This is a genomic window from Streptomyces violaceusniger Tu 4113 (assembly GCF_000147815.2).
Lineage (GTDB): Bacteria > Actinomycetota > Actinomycetes > Streptomycetales > Streptomycetaceae > Streptomyces > Streptomyces violaceusniger_A.
The window spans coordinates 3104326-3124353 of the sequence record NC_015957.1 but is presented as its reverse complement, the minus strand read 5'-3'; the positions used below and the strand labels follow the sequence as shown (position 1 = coordinate 3124353).

The 20028-nt window shown below is 70.9% G+C and carries 19 protein-coding genes and 1 tRNA gene; 3 read left to right on the top strand and 17 right to left on the bottom strand.

Annotation, left to right across the window (positions count from 1 at the left end; all coding sequences use genetic code 11):
* Window positions 1–203: 203 nt before the first annotated feature.
* The 10 genes from ruvB to pgsA all read right to left on the bottom strand — a co-directional run bounded on the left by ruvB (window position 204) and on the right by pgsA (window position 8996).
* On the bottom strand, window positions 204–1292 hold the full coding sequence (gene ruvB, locus STRVI_RS13615; protein ID WP_014056228.1) for a Holliday junction branch migration DNA helicase RuvB: 1089 nt from the start codon (window positions 1290–1292) through the stop codon (window positions 204–206).
* A gap of 67 nt (window positions 1293–1359) precedes the next feature.
* Complete coding sequence (gene ruvA / locus STRVI_RS13610; protein ID WP_014056227.1) at window positions 1360–1980, bottom strand: Holliday junction branch migration protein RuvA; 621 nt, start codon at window positions 1978–1980, stop codon at window positions 1360–1362.
* Window positions 1977–2582, bottom strand: a complete 606-nt coding sequence (gene ruvC, locus STRVI_RS13605; protein ID WP_014056226.1) for a crossover junction endodeoxyribonuclease RuvC — start codon at window positions 2580–2582, stop codon at window positions 1977–1979. The genes ruvA and ruvC overlap by 4 nt, the downstream gene beginning before the upstream one ends.
* A 159-nt stretch (window positions 2583–2741) precedes the next feature.
* Window positions 2742–3494, bottom strand: a complete 753-nt coding sequence (locus tag STRVI_RS13600) for a YebC/PmpR family DNA-binding transcriptional regulator (protein WP_014056225.1) — start codon at window positions 3492–3494, stop codon at window positions 2742–2744.
* A gap of 118 nt (window positions 3495–3612) precedes the next feature.
* The gene (gene pdxT, locus STRVI_RS13595) at window positions 3613–4242 is read right to left on the bottom strand and encodes a pyridoxal 5'-phosphate synthase glutaminase subunit PdxT (protein ID WP_014056224.1); all 630 of its coding nucleotides are present in this window, start codon (window positions 4240–4242) and stop codon (window positions 3613–3615) included.
* Window positions 4243–4332: 90 nt separating this feature from the next.
* Entirely contained in the window at window positions 4333–5253 is a 921-nt protein-coding gene (gene pdxS, locus STRVI_RS13590; protein WP_014056223.1) for a pyridoxal 5'-phosphate synthase lyase subunit PdxS, read from the bottom strand.
* A 260-nt stretch (window positions 5254–5513) separates the two neighbouring features.
* Window positions 5514–6071: a hypothetical protein gene (locus STRVI_RS13585; RefSeq protein ID WP_014056222.1), complete on the bottom strand. Its 558-nt coding sequence runs from the start codon at window positions 6069–6071 to the stop codon at window positions 5514–5516.
* Between the two features lie 119 nt (window positions 6072–6190).
* On the bottom strand, window positions 6191–7351 hold the full coding sequence (locus tag STRVI_RS13580; RefSeq protein WP_014056221.1) for a glycosyltransferase family 4 protein: 1161 nt from the start codon (window positions 7349–7351) through the stop codon (window positions 6191–6193).
* Window positions 7348–8274 (bottom strand): phosphatidylinositol mannoside acyltransferase, encoded by a 927-nt coding sequence (locus STRVI_RS13575; RefSeq protein WP_014056220.1) that lies wholly within the window; start codon window positions 8272–8274, stop codon window positions 7348–7350. The genes STRVI_RS13580 and STRVI_RS13575 overlap by 4 nt, the downstream gene beginning before the upstream one ends.
* The gene (gene pgsA / locus STRVI_RS13570; RefSeq protein WP_435532615.1) at window positions 8271–8996 is read right to left on the bottom strand and encodes a phosphatidylinositol phosphate synthase; all 726 of its coding nucleotides are present in this window, start codon (window positions 8994–8996) and stop codon (window positions 8271–8273) included. The genes STRVI_RS13575 and pgsA overlap by 4 nt, the downstream gene beginning before the upstream one ends.
* A 149-nt stretch (window positions 8997–9145) precedes the next feature.
* Between pgsA and STRVI_RS13565 the strand changes: the two genes are divergently transcribed.
* Together STRVI_RS13565 and STRVI_RS13560 are read left to right on the top strand one after the other, a co-directional pair.
* Window positions 9146–11353 carry an elongation factor G-like protein EF-G2 gene (locus STRVI_RS13565; protein WP_014056218.1) on the top strand — a complete coding sequence of 736 codons (2208 nt, stop codon included), beginning with the start codon at window positions 9146–9148 and terminating at the stop codon, window positions 11351–11353.
* A 233-nt stretch (window positions 11354–11586) separates the two neighbouring features.
* Complete coding sequence (locus STRVI_RS13560) at window positions 11587–13239, top strand: hypothetical protein (protein ID WP_014056217.1); 1653 nt, start codon at window positions 11587–11589, stop codon at window positions 13237–13239.
* Window positions 13240–13316: 77 nt separating this feature from the next.
* On the opposite strand, the gene STRVI_RS13555 is transcribed toward STRVI_RS13560, so the two are convergent.
* The 4 genes from STRVI_RS13555 to STRVI_RS13540 form a co-directional block, all read right to left on the bottom strand.
* Entirely contained in the window at window positions 13317–13883 is a 567-nt protein-coding gene (locus STRVI_RS13555) for an HIT family protein (RefSeq protein ID WP_014056216.1), read from the bottom strand.
* Window positions 13884–13974: 91 nt separating this feature from the next.
* Entirely contained in the window at window positions 13975–15954 is a 1980-nt protein-coding gene (thrS, locus tag STRVI_RS13550; RefSeq protein WP_014056215.1) for a threonine--tRNA ligase, read from the bottom strand.
* A 196-nt stretch (window positions 15955–16150) separates the two neighbouring features.
* On the bottom strand, window positions 16151–17353 hold the full coding sequence (locus STRVI_RS13545; protein WP_014056214.1) for a hypothetical protein: 1203 nt from the start codon (window positions 17351–17353) through the stop codon (window positions 16151–16153).
* Window positions 17353–17931, bottom strand: a complete 579-nt coding sequence (locus STRVI_RS13540; RefSeq protein WP_014056213.1) for a DUF4365 domain-containing protein — start codon at window positions 17929–17931, stop codon at window positions 17353–17355. Before STRVI_RS13540 ends, STRVI_RS13545 begins: the two co-directional genes overlap by 1 nt.
* 162 nt (window positions 17932–18093) lie before the next feature.
* Between STRVI_RS13540 and STRVI_RS13535 the strand changes: the two genes are divergently transcribed.
* A complete protein-coding gene (locus tag STRVI_RS13535) occupies window positions 18094–18819 on the top strand; it encodes a 3'-5' exonuclease (RefSeq protein WP_014056212.1) in 726 nt (241 codons plus the stop codon).
* 47 nt (window positions 18820–18866) lie between these two features.
* Here the strand turns inward: STRVI_RS13535 and STRVI_RS13530 are convergent, their stop codons facing one another.
* From STRVI_RS13530 to STRVI_RS13520, 3 genes are all read right to left on the bottom strand, one after another.
* Entirely contained in the window at window positions 18867–19238 is a 372-nt protein-coding gene (locus STRVI_RS13530; protein ID WP_014056211.1) for a VOC family protein, read from the bottom strand.
* A gap of 135 nt (window positions 19239–19373) precedes the next feature.
* A tRNA-Val gene (locus STRVI_RS13525) sits at window positions 19374–19448 on the bottom strand.
* Window positions 19449–19515: 67 nt separating this feature from the next.
* Window positions 19516–20004, bottom strand: a complete 489-nt coding sequence (locus STRVI_RS13520) for an SRPBCC family protein (protein WP_014056210.1) — start codon at window positions 20002–20004, stop codon at window positions 19516–19518.
* Window positions 20005–20028 lie beyond the last annotated feature (24 nt).

Genomic DNA, 20028 nt, shown 5'->3' with positions numbered 1-20028 from the left:
ACCGCGGGGGAGCGGCCTGGTCTACGGGGGTGGGTATACCGCACGGTGAGCGGACGGCATACGGACGGCATCGGCGGAGTCTAAGCGAGCCCACGCCAATGGAACAACGCCCGGCGCGGTACCGGGGTTCCTGACCCCGCCATTATTGGTCCTCTACGCCATGATGCAGGGTAAGCGCGCGCTTATGCCCCGGGCAGGGCCCGTCACGCCTTGAAGAGCCCCGCCTGGCCGCCGCCGGCGGTCTGCGGCGGCGGGGTCAGCCCCAGATGGGCCCAGGCCGCCGGGGTGCCGATCCGCCCCCGGGGCGTACGGGCCAGCAGCCCCTCCCGGACCAGGAAGGGCTCGGCGACCTCCTCGACCGTCTCACGCTCCTCCCCCACGGCGACCGCCAGGGTCGACAGCCCCACCGGGCCGCCGCCGAACAGCTTGAGCAGGGCGCTGAGCACCGCCCGGTCCAGCCGGTCCAGGCCGCGCTCGTCCACGTCGTACACGGCGAGGGCACTGGCGGCGATCTCGCGCGTGATCACGCCGTCGGCCTTGACCTGGGCGTAGTCCCGCACCCGGCGCAGCAGGCGGTTGGCGATCCGGGGGGTGCCGCGGGAGCGGCCCGCGATCTCGGAGGCGCCCTCGGCCTCGATGGTCACATCGAGCAGCCCGGCGGAGCGGTGGATGACCCGCTCCAGCTCGGCCGGGGCGTAGAACTCCATATGGCCGGTGAAGCCGAAGCGGTCGCGCAGCGGGGGCGGCAGCAGCCCGGCCCGGGTGGTGGCGCCGACCAGCGTGAACGGCGGCAGCTCCAGCGGGATGGCGGTGGCCCCGGGCCCCTTGCCGACGATGACGTCGACGCGGAAGTCCTCCATCGCCATATAGAGCATTTCCTCGGCGGGCCGGGACATCCGGTGGATCTCGTCCAGGAAGAGCACCTCGCCCTCGGCGAGGGAGGAGAGGATCGCGGCCAGATCGCCGGCGTGCTGGATGGCGGGGCCGGAGGTGATCCGGATCGGGGCGGCCATCTCGGCGGCGATGATCATGGAGAGGGTGGTCTTGCCCAGTCCGGGCGCGCCGGAGAGCAGCACGTGGTCGGCGGTGCCGCCGCGCTGCCGGGCCGCCTTGAGCACCAGGTCAAGCTGCTCGCGCACCCGCTCCTGCCCGACGAACTCGCCGAGGTCCTTCGGGCGCAGCGCGGCCTCCACCGCCTGGTCGTCGCCGTCGGCGTCGGCGCCCACCAGCCTGCCGCCCGGGCCGGGCGGGGCGTCGTCGGCGGTGGCCGATGGGGTCTCGTCCCAGTTCACTGCGTTTCGCCTCGCGATGTCGTCTGGAATGGTGCCGCCGGTCGCGGCCTGCCGCGGCCGCGGTGGCTCACCGTGTGCGGTTCAGGGTCTGCAGAGCGGCCCGCAGCAGCAGAGCCACCTGGGGCTTGCCGCCCGCGGCCACCGCCTCCTCGGCCTGCGGGGTGACGGCGGCCACCGCCTCGTCGGCCTCCCGGGTGGCGTAGCCGAGGCCGACCAGCGCGGTGTGCAACTGGTCGCTCCAGCCGGGGGCCGCCGCGGAGCGGGCGCTGGGGACGGCGGAGCCGAGTGGCTCGCCGAGCCGGTCCTTCAGCTCCAGCAGCAGCCGCTGCGCCCCCTTCTTACCGATGCCGGGGACGGCGGTGAGCGCCTTCTCGTCCCCGGTGGACACCGCGAGCCGCAGCACGTCCGGGGAGTGCACCGCCAGCATGGCCTGGGCCAGCCGGGGGCCGACCCCGCTGGCGGTCTGGAGCAGCTCGAAGACCTGGCGCTCGTCGTCGTCGGCGAAGCCGTAGAGGGTCAGCGAGTCCTCACGGACGACGAGGGAGGTGGCCAGCCGGGCCTGCTGGCCGACGCGCAGCCCGGCCAGGGTGGCGGGGGTGCACTGGAGCGCCATCCCGATCCCGCCGACCTCGATCACGGCGGTGTCCGGGGCGACGGCCGCCACCGGACCGGAGACGAACGCGATCATGAGATACGGCCTTTCGTGGTGCGCGCGGTGCTCGTGGGGCGGTCGGGACTCGCGGTGCGAGCGCTATTCGTGGTGCGGGCGTTATTCGTGGTGCGGTGAGCGGCGACGGCCTGTTGGAGGCGGTTGGTCACGGGAGCCCGCCAGATATGGCAGATGGCGAGCGCCAGGGCGTCCGCCGCGTCGGCCGGTTTGGGCGGTGCGTCCAGCCGCAGCAGCCGGGTCACCATCGAGCCGACCTGCGCCTTGTCGGCGCGCCCGGATCCGGTCACGGCCGCCTTGACCTCGCTGGGGGTGTGCAGCGCGACCGGGAGCCCGCGGCGGGCCGCGCACAGCATCGCGACGGCGCTGGCCTGGGCGGTGCCCATGACGGTGCGCACATTGTGCTGGCTGAACACCCGCTCCACGGCGACGGATTCGGGCCGGTGGGCGTCCAGCCACTCCTCTATGCCGCGCTCGATGAGGACGAGCCGGTCGCCGATCGCGAGATCCGCCCCGGTCCGGACGACGCCGACGCCGAGCATCCGCAGCGGGCGGCCCGCGACCCCCTCGACCACGCCGACGCCGCACCGGGTCAGCCCCGGGTCCACGCCCAGCACCCGCACCGCGCCCCTCCCCTCACCGCTGCTTCGGTCACCTGTTCCTGCAGGCTAGCGGCTGCCACCGACAACACCGGCGCGGACAACGCCGACGGGCCGGCGGGGTGATGCCCCGCCGGCCCGTCGGCGTTGGCCGAAGGCGTTGACCGCCGTGCCGATCCGCCGTCAGGCGTCCACCTTGGCCATGACCTCGTCGGAGACGTCGAAGTTGGCGAAGACGTTCTGCACATCGTCGCTGTCCTCGAGAGCGTCGATCAGCTTGAAGATCTTGCGCGCGGCGTCTTCCTCGAGCTCGACCTGCATCGTGGGCACGAAGTTGGCCTCGGCCGAGTCGTAGTCGATGCCCTCCCCCTGCAGGGCGGTGCGGACCGCGACCAGGTCGGTGGCCTCGCTGATCACCTCGAAGGACTCACCGAGGTCGTTGACCTCCTCGGCGCCCGCGTCCAGGACCGCGCCCAGCACGTCGTCCTCGGCGAGCTCGCCCTTGGGGACGATGACGACGCCCTTACGGTTGAACAGATACGACACGGAGCCCGGGTCGGCCATCGAGCCGCCGTTGCGCGTCATCGCGACGCGGACATCGGAGGCCGCGCGGTTGCGGTTGTCGGTCAGGCACTCGATGAGCACGGCCACGCCGTTGGGGCCGTAGCCCTCGTACATGATCGTCTCGTACTCGGCGCCACCGGCCTCGAGACCTGCGCCGCGCTTGACCGCGCTGTCGATGTTCTTGTTCGGAACCGACGACTTCTTCGCCTTCTGGATGGCGTCGAAGAGCGTCGGGTTGCCCTCCGGGTCGGAACCGCCCATCCGGGCCGCGACCTCGATGTTCTTGATCAGCTTCGCGAAGAGCTTGCCGCGCTTGGCATCGATCACGGCCTTCTTGTGCTTCGTCGTAGCCCATTTAGAGTGGCCGGACATCCGCCTGTCTCCTTCGCGTTACCCAATGCTGTACCAACGCCTGAGATCCTACCGGGATCGGTTCAGCCCGCGGCGCGGACCAGCCCTCCCGTCTCCCGCCACCACCCTCAACCGAGCGCTACGCGCGCCGCACCATTTCTACGAAAAGCTTGTGCACCCGGTGGTCACCCGTCAGCTCGGGGTGGAACGAGGTCGCCAGGACATTGCCCTGCCGGACGGCGACGGTGTGCCCGTCGAACGTCGCGAGCACCTGGGCACCGCCGCCCACGGACTCGACCCACGGCGCGCGGATGAAGAGCCCCTCGACCGGGCCGCCCTCGATGCCCTCGATGTCGACCCGGGCCTCGAAGGACTCGTTCTGACGGCCGAAGGCGTTGCGGCGCACGATCATGTCGATGCCGCCGATGGTCTCCTGGTCGTCCCGGCCGTCGAGGATCTTGTCCGCGAGCATGATCATGCCCGCGCACGTACCGTACACCGGCATTCCGGCCCGGACCCGCTCGCGCAGCGGCTCCAGCAGCCCGAAGATGACCGCCAGCTTGGACATGGTGGTCGACTCGCCCCCCGGGATCACCAGGGCCGCGACCTCGGCGAGTTCCTCGGGGCGGCGGACCTGCCGGGCCGTGGCCCCGGCCGCGGTGAGCGCGGCGAAGTGCTCGCGGACATCGCCCTGGAGGGCGAGCACACCGATCACGGGCGCGTCGGGCGTGGACGTGGTCGGCAGGGAAGCAGTGGACGACGTAGTCACGGAAGCGAAGACCTCTCGAACGTCAGGAGCACCACGCGCCGGGCCGGGACGCCGGGCGCGTGGTGCCATGTGGTGCCGTGCGAGCGCCGGTTACCAGCCGCGGCTGGCGTAGCGCTCGGACTCGGGGAGGGTGTCGCAGTTGATGCCGACCATGGCCTCGCCGAGGTCCCGGGACGCGTCCGCGATGACCTTGGGGTCGTCGTAGAAGGTGGTGGCCTTCACGATCGCGGCGGCGCGCTTGGCCGGGTCGCCCGACTTGAAGATGCCGGAGCCCACGAAGACGCCCTCGGCGCCGAGCTGGCGCATCAGCGCGGCGTCGGCCGGGGTGGCGACACCGCCGGCGGAGAACAGCACGACCGGCAGCTTGCCGGTCTGCGCGATCTCGGCGACCAGCTCGTACGGGGCCCGGATCTCCTTGGCGGCCGCGTAGAGCTCGTGGTTGTCCAGGCCGCGCAGGCGGGCGATCTCGCCCTTGATCTGGCGCAGGTGGCGGACCGCCTCGACGACGTTGCCGGTGCCGGCCTCGCCCTTGGAACGGATCATGGCCGCACCCTCGGCGATCCGGCGCAACGCCTCGCCCAGGTTGGTGGCTCCGCAGACGAAGGGGGTGGTGAAGGACCACTTGTCGCTGTGGTTGACCTCGTCGGCCGGGGTGAGGACCTCGGACTCGTCGATGTAGTCGACGCCGAGCGACTGCAGCACCTGCGCCTCGACGAAGTGGCCGATCCGCGACTTGGCCATGACCGGGATGGAGACGGCGCCGATGATGCCCTCGATCATGTCCGGGTCGGACATCCGGGCCACGCCGCCGTCCTTACGGATGTCGGCCGGCACCCGCTCGAGTGCCATGACCGCGACGGCACCGGCGTCCTCGGCGACCTTGGCCTGCTCGGGGGTGACGACGTCCATGATCACGCCACCCTTGAGCTGCTCGGCCATACCGCGCTTGACGCGGGCGGTGCCGGTCGCGGGGGCGTCGGAGTTGGGCGTGCTGGCGGGCGTGATGGACACGGTTTGACCTCACTCGATAATGAAAAGTGCGATGAGCCCATCGTAGGGCCGTTCGATACCGGAACATGACCCGGCCATCCGGTCCAGGTCACGAGCGTGTGTGCTACACGAATGACAAAAGCCGCTCGGGGCGGGGCACGGCAAGGGCCAATCGAAGGCCGGTGGCTCGAAACAGCCGGTGAATCCTCAGTGCGCGGAAGGCGGCGGGGGCAGGCTCTTCTGCCGTCGCCGCGCAGGCTTCCTTCAGCGCAGGGCTTTCTTCAGCGCTCGGCCTCCTCGGCGCCCGGTACCCGCCCGAGGGCCGCCGGGGGCTCGTCGTCCATCTCGAAGGCGAGCGGAAACGGGGCGTGACCCGCCAGCCGGAACCAGCGCACCGTGCGATGGCGGCGCAGCGCCCGCGCCGCGCGCACCGCGTCGTTGTGGAACCGCCGGGCCATCGGCACCCGCCTCACCGCCTCCGTGAGCTCCCCCAGCGCCTCCTCGCCGCCCGGCGCCCCCCGTACCGCCTCGGCCTGTGAGCTGTCCTGGAAGACGGCCCGCAGCGCCTGGCTCAGCTCGCTCTCGGCGACCTCGCGGTGCTCCTCCTCGGACTGCCGGGCGGCGTGCGCGGCCTGGTACAGCACGATCGACGCGGCGGGGTCGAGCACTCCGGCGGTGCCCAGCTCCTGCGCGACGGAGGCACGCCGCAGCAGTTGCGCGTCCAGTGCGGCCCGCGCCGCGTCCAGACGGCTGTGCAGCCGGTCGAGGCGTCCGGCGGTCCAGCTCAGATAGAGGGCGATGACGACCAGCGCGACCGCGATCCAGATCAAGGTGCTCACGGCCCGCCACGCTACCGCCTGCCCGCCCCAGGAGTCCGGGGTGGAGCCCGCACGCCGGAGTCGCTCGGAGCGGCCGTGTACGGCGCCGTACGCCCCTGACGGGCCGCCCTCGGCGGGCGCTAGGGCCTGGCGAGCCCCAGACGCGCCCACAGCCGCGTACGGTCGTCCGCGGCCACGGACGCCGCCCCGTCCGCCACCGTCTCGTAGACCGCGAGGATGTCCGCGCCCACCGTCGACCAGTCGAAGCGCCGTACGTGCCGGCTGCCCCGCTCCCGCAGCTCGGCCAGCCGCTTGTCATCGCCCAGCAGCCGCACCGCGGCCGCCGCCAGGGCGTCGGCGTCCTCGTTGACGAACAGCTCACCCGCCGCTCCCCCGTCCAGCACCTGGGCGAACGCGTCCAGATCGCTGGCAAGCACCGCGGCCCCCGCCGACATGGCCTCGACGAGGATGATGCCGAAGCTCTCGCCGCCCGTATTGGGCGCGACGTAGACATCGACGCTGCGCAGCAGCCGCGCCTTGTCCTCGTCGCTGACCATCCCCAGGAACTCGACGCGCTCCCGCAGCGGCGCCGGCAGGGCGGCCACGGCCTCCTTCTCGTCGCCGCGCCCGGCGATCAGCAGCCGCGCCCCCGGCCGGGCCTCGAAGATCTTCGGCAGGGCGCGCATCAGCACCGGCAGCCCCTTACGGGGCTCATCGATCCGGCCCATGAAGCCGATCGTGTCCCCCTGCCACTCCTCCTTCGGCTCGGCGTCGGCGAAGAAGTCCACGTCGACACCGTTGGGGATGACGACCGCGTCGCCGCCGAGGTGCTCCACCAGCGTCCGGCGCGCGTACTCGCTCACCGCGATGCGCGCGCTGATCTTCTCCAGCGCCGGCTGCAGGATCGGATACGCCGCGATCATGGCCCGGGAGCGCGGATTGGAGGTGTGGAACGTCGCGACGATCGGCCCCTGCGCCGCCCAGCAGGCCAGCAGCCCCAGTGAGGGCGAGGTGGGCTCGTGGATGTGGATGACGTCGAAGCCGCCGTCGTGCAGCCAGCGGCGCACCCGCGCGGCCGACAGGAAGCCGAAGTTCAGCCGGGCCACCGAGCCGTTGTACGGCACCGGCACGGCGCGCCCCGCGGAGACCACGTACGGCGGCAGCGGCGTCTCGTCGTCCGCCGGGGCCAGCACGGAGACCTGGTGGCCGCGCCGGATCAGATGGTCGGCCAGATCGCGGATGTGGAACTGGACGCCGCCTGGGACATCCCAGGAGTACGGGCAGACGATCCCGATCCTCAAGGCTTCTCCATTCCAGGACTTCCGGGACTTCCAGGACCACGATCCAGATCCGCGAGCCACAGGCGCTGCAGCATGTGCCAGTCCTCCGGGTGCTCGGCGATCCCCGAGGCGAAGGCGTCGGCCATCTCCTGGGTCATGACGGCGGTCCGCTCCTCGCGGTTCCCGTCCCCCGGCACCTCGACCGGCGGATGCACCCGCCCCCGCATCACCGGCGAATCGTCGTACCAGAGGGTCACCGGCAGCAGCAGGGCACCGGTCTGCAGGGCGAGCGCGGCGGGCCCGGCCGGCATCTTCGCCCGCTCGCCGAAGAACGACACCTCCACGCCCGAGGCCGACAGATCGCGGTCGGCGACCAGGCACACCAGACCGCCCGAGCGCAGCCGCCGCGACAGCGTCCCGAACGCGCTCCCGCCCTGGTGCGGCAGCACCTCCATGCCCAGTCCCTCGCGGTAGGCCACGAACCGGTCGTACAGCGACTCCGGCTTCAGCCGCTCCGCGACCGTGGTGAAGGGCACCCCCAGATGTGTGGTCACCCAGGCCCCGGCGAGGTCGTAGTTGCCCATATGCGGCAGCGCCAGCACCACGCCCCGGCCCTCGGCCAGACCGTCCACCAGATAGTGCACGTCCTTGACGTCGAAGCCGCTCTGTATGCGCTCGGGGCTCCACGCCGGAAGCCGGAAGGACTCCATCCAGTAGCGCAGATACGAGCGCATGCCCGTCCGCGACAGCTCGGCCAGCCGCCGGGGCGAGGCGTCCGGGACCACCCGCGCCAGATTGGCCTCCAGCCGCAGCACGCCCTTACCGCGCCGCTTCCACGTCCGGTCGGCGATGCGCTGCCCGAGGCGCACGGCGACCGGCTCCGGGAGCTTCTTGACCGCGCCCCAGCCGAGCCCGTACAGCGCGTCGGTCAGCCTGTCCTTCACCGCGTCTCGCCCCCCTGGGGCACCGCCTGCTCCTCGGCGTCCGCCTCGGCGGCCTCCCGGCGCACGGTCACCACCCGCTGGACGAGGGTCACCGCGCTGCCGACGGCCACGATCCACAGCGCGATCGGGAGCAGGATGTCGATATGCGGCACGCCGAACTTGTGCAGACCCGAGAAGCCGCAGGCCACCAGGGAGATCACCAGCCGTTCGGCGCGCTCCACCAGCCCGTTGACGTTCACCGGCAGCCCGATGCTCTCGCCGCGCGCCTTGGTGTATGAGACCACCTGGCCGCTGGCGAGGCAGAAGATCGTCACCGCACACAGCACATTGTCGTCACCGCTGCCCGCGTACCACAACGCCAGACCGCCGAAGATCGCGCCGTCGGCCACCCGGTCCAGCGTGGAGTCGAGGAAGGCGCCCCAGCGGCTGGAGCGCCCGAGCTGCCGCGCCATATTGCCGTCGACCAGGTCGGAGAAGACGAACAGCGTGATGACGACCGTTCCCCAGAAGAACTCCCCCTGGGGGTAGAAGACCAGTGCGCCCGCGCACACGCCGGCGGTGCCGGTAAGGGTCACCGCGTCGGGGCTGATCCCGAGACGGATGAGCAGGGCGGCGAACGGTGTGAGAACACGCGTGAAGAATGCACGCGCGTACTTGTTCAGCATGGCCTTCCCGGGGGGTCGATACGGGCCGGGTGGCCAAGAGGCCACCGGCGCGCCCATCGTAGCCACGCCCCGGAGGGGCGCCGTGCACCTGTCGGACAGCTCCGTGACCCCACGCGCGCTACGGCCGCATGTGTGACGTATGGACGCACCGTTACAGCGGTGGAAAGCTCGAAGTATCGCAAGGTGTCGACCGGGAGGCGAGACACATGGGCGACAAGACGAGTACACCCCCAGGGGCCGCCGGAAGGGCAGCGGCGGCCGACCGGCCCAGCTCCCTGCGGAATGTGGTTCTGGTCGGCCACAGTGGGACGGGAAAGACGACGCTGGTGGAGGCCCTCGCACTGGCGACGGGCGCGGTCAATCGGGCGGGCAGAGTCGAGAATGGCGGCTGCCTCTCCGACTACGACGAGATCGAGCACCGGCAGCAACGTTCGATTCAGCTCTCCCTGGTCCCCGTCGAATGGGGCGGGATGAAGATCAATCTCCTGGACACCCCGGGCTATGCCGATTTCGTCGGGGAACTCAGGGCCGGTCTGCGAGCGGCGGACGCGGCCCTTTTCGTTGTCTCGGCCGCCCAGGACGCCCTGGGCATCACCGGGGCCACCCGCATGATCTGGGACGAGTGCGCCGCGGTCGGCATGCCGCGCGCCATCGTGATCACACACCTGGAAGCGGCCCGCGCCAGCTTCGAGGAGATGACCGGGCTGTGCCGGGACAGCTTCGGCGGCGACGACCCCGACGCCGTACTGCCGCTGTACCTGCCGCTGCGGGGCGAGCCGGGGCCCGACGGGCACGCCCCGGTGACCGGCCTCATCGGGCTGCTCACCCAGCGGGTCTTCGACTACTCCTCGGGCGTGCGCACCGAATCGCCGCCCCGGGAGGACCAGCTCCCGCTGGTCGAGGAGGCCCGCGGCCGGCTCATCGAGGGGATCATCGCCGAAAGCGAGGACGAGACCCTCATGGACCGCTATCTCGGCGGTGCGGAGATCGACGTCAAGACGCTGATCGAGGACCTGGAGAAGGCCGTCGCACGCGGCAGCTTCCACCCCGTGCTGGCGGCGGCGCCCGCCGCCGACGGGTCCAAACAGGGCCTGGGCACCGTCGAACTGCTGGACCTGGTGACCGGCGGCTTCCCGTGCCCGCTGGAGCGCGAGACGCCCGCCGTCACCACCCCTCAGGGCGCCGCACGCCCGCCGCTGAGCTGCGATCCGGACGGTCCGCTGGCCGCCGAGGTGGTCAAGACCTCCTCCGATCCGTATGTCGGCCGGGTCTCCCTGGTGCGGGTCTTCTCCGGCACGCTCCGCCCCGACGAGACCGTCCATGTGTCCGGCCACGGTATGGAGGACCGCGGCCATGAGGACCACGACGTGGACGAGCGGGTCGGCGCCCTGTCCGCGCCCTTCGGCAAGCAGCAGCGCTCCCTCGCCCAGGCCATCGCGGGCGATCTGGCGTGCGTGGCCAGGCTGACCCGGGCCGAGACCGGGGACACGCTCTCGGCCAAGGACCAGCCGCTCCTCATGGAGCCCTGGCAGATGCCCGATCCATTGCTGCCCGTCGCCATCCAGGCACACAGCAAACCGGACGAGGACAAGCTGTCGCTGGGCCTGTCCCGGCTGGTCGCCGAGGACCCGACGATGCGCCTGGAGCAGAACCCGGACACCCACCAGGTGGTGCTGTGGTGCCTGGGCGAGGCGCATATGGACGTCGCGCTGGAACGGCTGCGCAGCCGGTACGGAGTCCAAGTGGACGCGGTGCCGTACAAGGTCTCGCTGCGTGAGACCTTCGCGGGGAAGTCGGCCGGGCGCGGCCGCCATGTCAAACAGTCCGGAGGCCACGGCCAGTACGCGATCTGCGAGCTCGAGGTGGAGCCGCTGCCGGAGGGCTCGGGCATCGAGTTCGTGGACAAGGTCGTCGGCGGCGCGGTGCCCCGGCAGTTCATCCCGTCCGTCGAGAAGGGCGTGCGCGGCCAGGCGGCGCGCGGCGTCGCGGCCGGTTACCCCCTGGTCGACGTGCGGGTCACGCTGCTGGACGGCAAGGCGCATTCGGTGGACTCCTCCGACGCCGCCTTCCAGACGGCGGGCGCGCTCGCGCTGCGCGAGGCGGCCGCCGACGCCCGGATCGACCTGCTGGAACCGGTGGTCGAGCTGGGCGTGCTGGTCTCGGACGACTATGTCGGCGCCGTCATGAGCGATCTGTCCGGCCGGCGCGGCCGGGTCGTCGGCACCGAACAGTCGGGCGGTGGACAGACCCTGATCAAGGCGGATGTGCCGGAGATCGAGATTGGTCGGTACGCGGTCGATCTGCGATCGCTGTCGCACGGCACGGGACGGTTCAGCCGCTGCTACGCCCGGCATGAGGCGATGCCCCACCAGCTCGCCGAGCGGATGCGCGAACAGGTGTCCGCCGAGGCGTAGTTCACGGCCCGCCCGTGGCGTATCTCACGGTCGGTCCAGGGCGTATTTCACGGCCCGCCCGCCCCACCGCGCCGGGGCGGGCGGGCCTTTGCCGTCCGCCGTCCAGCGGCGGACCTGCGGGCGGCTTTCCCCACCAGGGTTTTCCACAGGCCGCACACGCACTGGCGACAGGCGGTGCACACCCCGGATACGCTGAGGTCGCAGCGCAAGAGCGTGCGGTATTGGGGGCGTTGGTGACGGACGGATTCGACTTCAGTCCAGGGGCGCAGGTTCCCCTCTCGGGAGCGGCGGGACAGACGGCAGCGACCCAGGCACTCGCCTCGGCCGCCTACCGGGACGGCCCCGTGGCAAAGTTGCTCGACGCCAATTCGGAGTGGACGGTCTCCGAGGTCAAGGCGCCGAGAATGTCGCTCTTCGAGCCGAATCTGGGCGAGGCGTTCGCACGCGCCGTCCAGATGAGAATGCTCGGCGGCGGCCGGGGCCAGGTGATCCAGTCCTTCGGCACAGAGCCGCAGACGATCGTCGAGCACTGTCTGGCCGCCAACCGCATCCGCAAGACCCGTGACGCCCGGCTCACCGCCGTCATGGTGATCTTCGGGCTGCTGTTCCTGCCCGGCACACTGCTCTGGCTCGGCGTCTTCCAGCTCCGCCGCTCGATCGCCGGGGCCCAGGACAAGCGGATGGGGGCACTCGGCACCGCGCTGCTGGTGGCGCTCGGCGTGATGGTCCTCATCTTCCTGATCAAGCTGCCCTTCGGCGGCTTCTGGGGAATATATCTGCGCGGCGTCGTGGTCGCCCCCGTGATCGGCTGGTACATCGCCAAGCAGATCTGCGAGCGCACCGCCAAGGAGCTCCGGGACTCCTGGGGCGGGCTGCTCTCGGGCGGCGGCATCGGCGCCAAGGTGCCCGAGACGGTGCCCAACCACCCGGGCCAGACCGCCGCCGAGGAGCTGCGCAAGGCGCTCCACAAGCTCACCGCCGAGCAGCACAGCAATGTGGTCTTCTACGCCGGCCCCAAGGGCATATTGGGCATGGGCACCCGCTGGGGAAGCTGGCAGTTGGCCGAGGACCTGGTCTCGGCCGACCCCGACAAGGAGATCGACCCCTTCCGTAGCTGGGACGTCATACGGGCGATCCATGACCAGCTACGCATGCTGGAGCGCACCCCGCTGCACACCGGCGGCTTCCCCAAGCCCTCCGTGCGTCACTGGGTGGTCTCACCGATCGGCGAGGGAGCCAAGTCGGTCGAGCGCGGCGGCACCTCCGAGGAGGAGGGCTTCCAGATAAAGGGCGTCGAGCTGCAGCGGATCTGCGACAAGCAGCAGTTCGACGCAGGTGACCGGCACTATCTGGGTGTGCAGTTCGTGCTCTGGGACGGCCAGTTGGTGATCACCCTGATGATCACGGTGACCCTGCTGCACAAGACGCTGCGGATCGAGGTCACCGGGCACGCGCTGGGGCCGATCCATCCGCTGTTCCACAACAAGCCGTCGGCGCCCAGCAAGACGGTCTCCAAGACCTTCCGGTTCTGGGAGACCAAGTCCATCCCGCTGCCGCTGGTGAACGCGAAGGAGGTCGTGCGGCTGACCGCGCGCGCCCCCTTCACCTGGTACCCGCCGATACTGGACCACCTCGGGGGCAAGCTGGTCCTGCCCGAGCCGTTCGGTCTGCGGCACGCCTGGGCGGACAAGCCCTGGCGGCACCGCTTCATGGCGGACGACGCGCTGCGCACCGCCACACCGGTGCTGCGGGTGGTCCATGAGGCGGCTCTCGGGGTGCTCAAGCACCACGGCGTGGACACCGAGCGCTTCGGCAACCGCTCGCTGGCGCTCAGCGGGCAGATCCAGGAGGCCGCCCCGAAGAAGGCCGATCTGTACGACGCGTAAACCGCCGTACGCACCGTATGGGGAAGGCCCCGGCCGCGTGGCCGGGGCCTTCCCCATTACGGCATGCGGCTCGGTGGCTATGCCTGGGCCTGCGGCCAGGCATCGGCCAGCAACTGACGGGTGTCGGCGAGGAGTTGCGGCAGCACCTTGGTATTGCCGATGACCGGCATGAAGTTGGTGTCCCCGCCCCAGCGCGGCACCACATGCTGATGCAGATGCGCCGCGATCCCGGCTCCGGCGACGGTGCCCTGATTCATGCCGATGTTGAAACCGTGCGCACCCGAGGCGCTACGGAGCGCGGTCATGGCGGCCTTGGTGTACTCCGCCAGCTCGATCGTCTCCTCGGCGGCGAGCTCGGTGTAGTCGGCGATGTGCCGGAACGGGACGACCATGAGATGGCCGCCGGTGTACGGGTACAAATTGAGCACGGCGTACACGGAGGCGCCTCGAGCGATGATCAAGCCATCCTCGTCCGACTTCTCCGGAATGGAGCAGAACGGACAGCCATCGCCCGCGCCCGGGCCGGTCGGCTTGTTCTCCCCCTGGATGTAGGCCATCCGATGGGGCGTCCACAGGCGCTGGAACGCGTCAGGCGTCCCCACTCCGATCTGCTGTTCCGGCTCACTCGTCATGCGGGCCAGCATATTCGCCCGGCCGTGGTGAGGAAGAGCCGAGGGGCGGCCCTGGTCAGGGCCGCCCCTCGGAATCCCGGCCTCCGTGGGAGACCGCAGTGGATCAGACCTGGATCCGGCGCTCCACGGCGTCGGCGATCTCGGCCAGCGCCTCGTCGATCGGAATGCCGTTCTTCTGCGAGCCGTCGCGGTAGCGGAAGCTCACGGCGTTGTTGGTCACGTCCTCGTCACCGACGATCACCATGAACGGGATCTTGGACTTCTGCGCGTTCCTGATTTTCTTCTGCATCCGGTCCGAGGACGAGTCCACCTCCATCCGCAGGCCCTTCGCCTTGGCCTGCGCGGCGAACTCCTCCAGGTACGGCACATGTCCGTCGCCGATCGGAATACCGACCGCCTGCACCGGGGCCAGCCACGCCGGGAAGGCGCCCGCGTAGTGCTCCAGCAGGACCGCGAAGAAGCGCTCGATCGAGCCGAAGAGCGCCCGGTGGATCATGACGGGCTGCTGACGCGAGCCATCGGCCGCGGTGTACTCCAACTCGAACCGCTCCGGCTGGTTGAAGTCGACCTGGATGGTCGACATCTGCCAGGTACGGCCGATCGCGTCCCGCGCCTGCACCGAGATCTTCGGGCCGTAGAAGGCCGCGCCGCCCGGGTCCATGACCAGCTCCAGGCCCTGCTTCTCAGCCGCCTTGCGCAGCTCCTCGGTGGCCTCTTCCCACTGCTCCGGCCCACCGATGAACTTGTCGGAGTCGTCCCGGGTGGACAGCTCCAGATAGAAGTCGTTCAGGCCGTAGTCGCGGAGCAGGTCCAGCACGAAGGTGAGCAGATTGTCGAGCTCATCGGCCATCTGCTCCTTGGTGCAGTAGATGTGCGAGTCGTCCTGGGTGAAGCCCCGGGCCCGGGTCAGGCCGTGGACGACGCCGGACTTCTCGTACCGGTAGACCGTGCCGAACTCGAAGAGCCGCAGCGGCAACTCGCGGTACGACCGCCCGCGCGCCCTGAAGATCAGGTTGTGCATCGGGCAGTTCATGGCCTTGAGGTAGTAGTCCTGGCCCTCGAACTCCATGGGCGGGAACATGCCGTCCATGTAGTGCGGCAGGTGACCCGAGGTCTCGAAAAGGCGTGCCTTGGTGATGTGCGGGGTGTTGACGAACTCGTACCCCGACTCATCGTGCCGCTTCCGCGAGTACTCCTCCATCTCCTTGCGGATCACACCACCCTTGGGGTGGAACACCGCAAGGCCCGAGCCCAGCTCGTCGGGGAAGGAGAACAGGTCAAGCTCCGCGCCCAGCTTGCGGTGGTCGCGCTTCTCGGCCTCGGCGAGGAAGTCCAGGTACGCCTTCAGCTCGTCCTTGGTCGGCCAGGCGGTGCCGTAGATCCGCTGGAGCTGGGGGTTCTTCTCGCTGCCCCGCCAGTACGCGGCGGCGCTGCGCATCAGCTTGAAGGCCGGGATGTTCCGGGTGGTCGGCAGGTGCGGACCACGGCACAGGTCCTTCCAGCACAGCTCGCCGGACTTGGCGTCGAGGTTGTCGTAGATGGTCAGCTCGCCCGCGCCGACCTCGGCCGACGCGCCCTCGGCGGCGTCCGCGGCCGACCCCTTGAGCCCGATCAGCTCCAGCTTGTACGGCTCGGCGGACAGCTCCTCGCGCGCCTCGTCGTCGGTGACCGCGCGGCGGGAGAACCGCTGCCCCCTCTTCTGGATCTCCTGCATCTTCTTCTCGATGCGCTTGAGATCGTCCGGGTGGAACGGGGTCTCGACGTCGAAGTCGTAATAGAAGCCGTCCTTGATCGGCGGGCCGATGCCCAGCTTCGCGTCGGGGAACAGCTCCTGCACCGCCTGGGCCATGACATGCGCGGTGGAGTGGCGCAGGATGTCCAGGCCGTCCTTGCTGGTGATCTCCACGGGCTCGATCTCGTCGCCCTCGGCCGGCTGGTACGCCAGGTCCTTGAGCTGTCCGCCCACGCGGACGGCGACGATCGAGCGGTCGCCGGAGAAGACGTCCGCCGTCGTAGTGCCCGTGGCCACCACGCGTTCTTCCCGCTCGGAATCGCGTTGGATGATCACACGGACGTCTGACACCGGTCTCTCCTGACTGATGGATGGCTCACCGCGGCGAATGCGGCGCAGCGTGAATCGTACCGAGCCGACGGGTGGGACCGCGAAACGGTTGTGCACGCCGGCACCGCGCGGGACGACCACCGTCACCGCCCAAGACGGCCGCCGTCACCCCGCGCGGCGGCCGCCGCCGGACGTGGTCAGGGGCCGGGACGGACGGTCAAGGGCCGCCGCCGCATGCCTCCTCGAAGAAGTCCAGGTTCTCCTGGAGCGATTTGACCAGCCGGTCCCGCTCGGCCTCGTCCACCTGGACCGGGGTGACGCCGGTGGCCCCGCTGAGCCGCCGGAAGCCGCCGCGGCTCTCCAGCCGCCCCCGCACCCGGATCGGCAGCCCCACCAGATGGGCGTGGCCGGCGATCCGGTAGTCCTCCTCGTCCAGGGTGATCCGCACCTGTGCGACCTCGGCCCCGGAGAGCACCCGCAGCCGCACCGTCCCGGGACCGCCGGGGCCGGTACGGCGCAGTCGCACCACCGCACCCGTGAGGCATACGGGCACCGACGGCTCATCCCGGACATAGCGGGCGCCCGCCTCCCGCAGCCCCGGCAGATCGCCGGGCGAGAACTCCACCGGATCGGGCCGGGCGGCGAACCCCGGCGGCGGACCGGCGGCCGGTGACCACTCCAGCGCCACCCGCGCCCCCTCCGTGCCCTGGACCAGCGCGACCACCGCCTCGGTCAGCTCCCGGCAGGCCCCGGCCGCGACCGCCGCGTCGTACACCTCCATGCCGCCGGTCGTCCGGTGGTAGTCGGCGGCGTCGCGGAGGGCGTACAGCGCGCGCAGCAGGGTGACGGCGGTGGCGCGGCCGTCCTCCTCGACGGGCACGAAGACGGTCAGCTCACGGCCGCCGGACTCCGCGCCCGGGGGCCCGGTCAGCACCCGCTCCAGGGACGCCTCGGCGGCGCGGCGGTGCCGGGCGCCGTAGTAGCCCGCCCGGCCCCGGGCGGCGAGTGCCGCGGCCAGCAGGGTGTCGCGGGCGGCGGCGCGCAGCCGCTCCTGCGCGGTCCAGGCGGAGGTGCCGCCGGGCGATTCGGGCACCTCGCGCCGCCAGCGGATCTCGTCGCTGGGCACGGCGAGGCCGGTGAGCACCTCGCGGGCGGAGGGGGCGGCGCTGCGGCTGAGCGCCATTAACGCCTCACCGAGCAGATCGCCGCTGTCGGGGAAGTCCCGGCTTTCGGGCACCAGCAGGCTGGTGGCGCCCGCGGTCCGGCCCGGCGGCGTCCAGCGGGCGTAGCGCCCCGGGGTGCCGCCGCGGCGGCGCCAGCCGTGCCGGGCGAGCAGGGCGCCGAGGACGGCCGGATCGGTCTCGTCGGGGTGCGGGACGGACGGGGGTGCCGGGTCGTCCTGAGGCCACGGTCGGTCCATCACGGTCTCCCTCCCGCCCCGACCCGGGTCATGATCTCGCAGAGCGCGCGGTCGTCGAAGACCCGCGAGGTCGGGATCCGCACGGTGGTCCGGCGGCGGCCCGTGATCGGGTGGCCGGCCAGATTGATCCAGTAGCAGCAGTGGCGCAGGGACAGTCGGTCATGCCCGGCTCGCAGCCAGTCCTCCTGGCTGCGCGGCACGATCATCACCACGAGGATCTTGTGCACGGAGACCGGGCTCCGGGCCAGCTTGATCAGGTGGTCGTTGTCGAGGGTGAAGGCGAAGGTCGGGCCCGGAGGGTCCGGTGCGATCTGGTACGTGGCCTTGAGCTGCACCTTGATGGTGACCTCGTCGTCCACCGCGTGGCCGGGCGCGCTGTGGCTGACATGCCAGTCGATGCCGTGGTCGGGAAAGGGCTGGGCCAGTGAGCAGCCCGCGGCGGCGGCGACCGCGTGCAGATACCCCACTTGAAGGGTCTCCATGCATGCAGTGGTCGCGATCTGGCCACGCACGGGGGGTGATCTGCTCAGGGCAAGGCCGCTCACCGTCGGGGCCGGGTCGGGTTTCGCGAGCGTCATGTCCGTGACGCCTTCCGGTCGTCGCCGGCATACGTACACCTGTGTTGTCTCCGCGTCAGGACCTCGGCAAACAGCGGCGGTTCGAGGTGCTCGCTCCGGGTATCACCTGGTCGGGGCGGGATGCAGGAGTCATCGACGGGAAAAGCACGAGGAGTTGGGGCCATGCCGTCCTGGTTCGAGGGGCCGCTTGCTGCCTTTGACACGGAGACCACGGGTGTCGATGTCGAGCATGACCGGATCGTGTCGGCGGCGCTGGTGGTACAGCGCGGGACCGGAAGTCTGCCGGAGATCCGGCGTTGGCTGGTGAGTCCGGGGGTGCCGGTGCCGCCGGCCGCCACCGAGATACACGGCCTGACCGATGCCCATCTGCAGCGTCACGGCAGATGGCCGGCGCCGGTGATGGACGAGATGGCGCGGGCGATAGCCGAGCAGACCGCGCGGGGCACCCCGCTGGTGGTGATGAACGCGCCGTTCGATCTCACCCTGCTGGACCGGGAGTTGAAGCGGCATCGCAACTCCAGCCTGGCGGGCTATCTTTCGCTGCGCTCGATGAGCGTGCTGGATCCGCGCGTGCTGGACAAGCATCTGGACCGCTATCGCAAGGGCCGCCGCACCCTGCTCGATCTGTGTGCGCACTACGGAGTGGAGCTGACCGGCGCGCATGACGCGGCGGCGGACGCGGCGGCCTCCCTGCACGTGGTGCGGGCGGTGGGCCGCCGGTTCGCCTCCCGGCTGGAGATGCTCACACCCGCCGAGCTGCACGCCCGCCAGACGATCTGGTACGCGGCGCAGGCCCGGGGGCTGCAGGCGTGGTTCGCGCTCAACGGCTCGGACGAGATCTGCGATCCGGCCTGGCCGCTGCGTCCCGACCTCGCGGCCGCGGCCTGACGCTCCGGGGCGGCCTGACGCTCAGTTGCGGCGGAGCGAAAGGGAGCTCAGGCGCGGCGGAGCGAGAAGGGATGGCCCGCCGGGTCGGAGTAGATCCGGGTGTCGCGCAGGCCGCCGTTGTTCTTGGTGTCCAGCGGGCGGGCGCCCAGGTCGATGACCTGCCGCTCCGCGGCGTCGATATCCTCCACCAGCAGGTCCAGATGGGCCTGCTGGGAGTCGTCCGGCCGCGGCCAGCTCGGCGGGGCGAAGCCGTGGTCCCGCAGGAACGCCATCCGCGACCCGCCGGGTGCGACGATCTCGATCCGGTCGGGGGTGGTCATCGGCTGGATCTCGGCGCCGAGCACCCGGGCGTAGAACTCGGCGAGCTCTTCGGGTTCGGCACAGTCCAGGGACAGGACGGCTGCGCTGGCTACGGCCATGAGTTCCCCTCCATATCGTCGCCCACGGAAGTTTTATCCGGATACCCAGCTCTTGGCCGTACAAGCACACGGACCGGCCTTACCAGCGCACAGATATGAGGCCGGGCCGCCTGCTGGCGGCCCGGCCTCATGGGGTGGTGGGCGATACTGGGTTCGAACCAGTGACCTCTTCGGTGTGAACGAAGCGCTCTCCCACTGAGCTAATCGCCCGGGTTGTCCCCATCGGGGTCTCCCCCGGCGGAACGACCTGAACAATACAGGTCGCGGCGGGTTTGGTTCAAACCGTATGTCCGCCGGAGGGCGGGGAGGCCGGACCGGCGGGCCGCGCGGCGAGATGCGCCCGCAGCCCCCGCCGCCCGGAGCACATCATCAGGGCGTGATTGGCCCGGAAGACGGGACGGCCGAGGAGTGCGAGGCGGCGCAGCAGGGGCTTGCGGGCCACCACCTCCTGTGCGAAGAGGGCGCGGGTGCCGGTCCCGTGGGGCAGCACCGTCCAGCGCGCCCATCCCTCCAGATCGCCCGAGAAGCCGATCTCCAGCACGCCGTCCGCCGGGTCCTGGCGTGCCTCGCTGACGGTCACCCGCAGGTCGTACGGGACCAGGGAGCGGAAGCGGGCGGCGCCGCTGCGCTCGTCGATCCGCCGGACCTCACGGACCTGGGGCCACCACCGCGGATAGTCGTCGCCGTTCGCCAGCGCCGCGAAGACGGCGGCGGGGGCGGCGTCGAGGTCCCATCGGCTGTGGAAACGGTAATGGCACCAGTCCATGCCCTCAAGTGTCGTCGGAACCGT

Bases quoted from the DNA above. Each gene is read 5' to 3' on its own strand.
- ruvA (WP_014056227.1), bottom strand. From the start codon at position 1,980: ATGATCGCGTTCGTCTCCGGTCCGGTGGCGGCCGTCGCCCCGGACACC.
- STRVI_RS13600 (WP_014056225.1), bottom strand. From the start codon at position 3,494: ATGTCCGGCCACTCTAAATGGGCTACGACGAAGCACAAGAAGGCCGTG.
- pgsA (WP_435532615.1), bottom strand. From the start codon at position 8,996: ATGGGCGCGCCGGTGGCCTCTTGGCCACCCGGCCCGTATCGACCCCCC.
- STRVI_RS13565 (WP_014056218.1), top strand. From the start codon at position 9,146: ATGGGCGACAAGACGAGTACACCCCCAGGGGCCGCCGGAAGGGCAGCG.
- STRVI_RS13555 (WP_014056216.1), bottom strand. From the start codon at position 13,883: ATGCTGGCCCGCATGACGAGTGAGCCGGAACAGCAGATCGGAGTGGGG.
- STRVI_RS13545 (WP_014056214.1), bottom strand. From the start codon at position 17,353: ATGGACCGACCGTGGCCTCAGGACGACCCGGCACCCCCGTCCGTCCCG.
- STRVI_RS13540 (WP_014056213.1), bottom strand. From the start codon at position 17,931: ATGACGCTCGCGAAACCCGACCCGGCCCCGACGGTGAGCGGCCTTGCC.
- STRVI_RS13535 (WP_014056212.1), top strand. From the start codon at position 18,094: ATGCCGTCCTGGTTCGAGGGGCCGCTTGCTGCCTTTGACACGGAGACC.
- STRVI_RS13530 (WP_014056211.1), bottom strand. From the start codon at position 19,238: ATGGCCGTAGCCAGCGCAGCCGTCCTGTCCCTGGACTGTGCCGAACCC.
- STRVI_RS13520 (WP_014056210.1), bottom strand. From the start codon at position 20,004: ATGGACTGGTGCCATTACCGTTTCCACAGCCGATGGGACCTCGACGCC.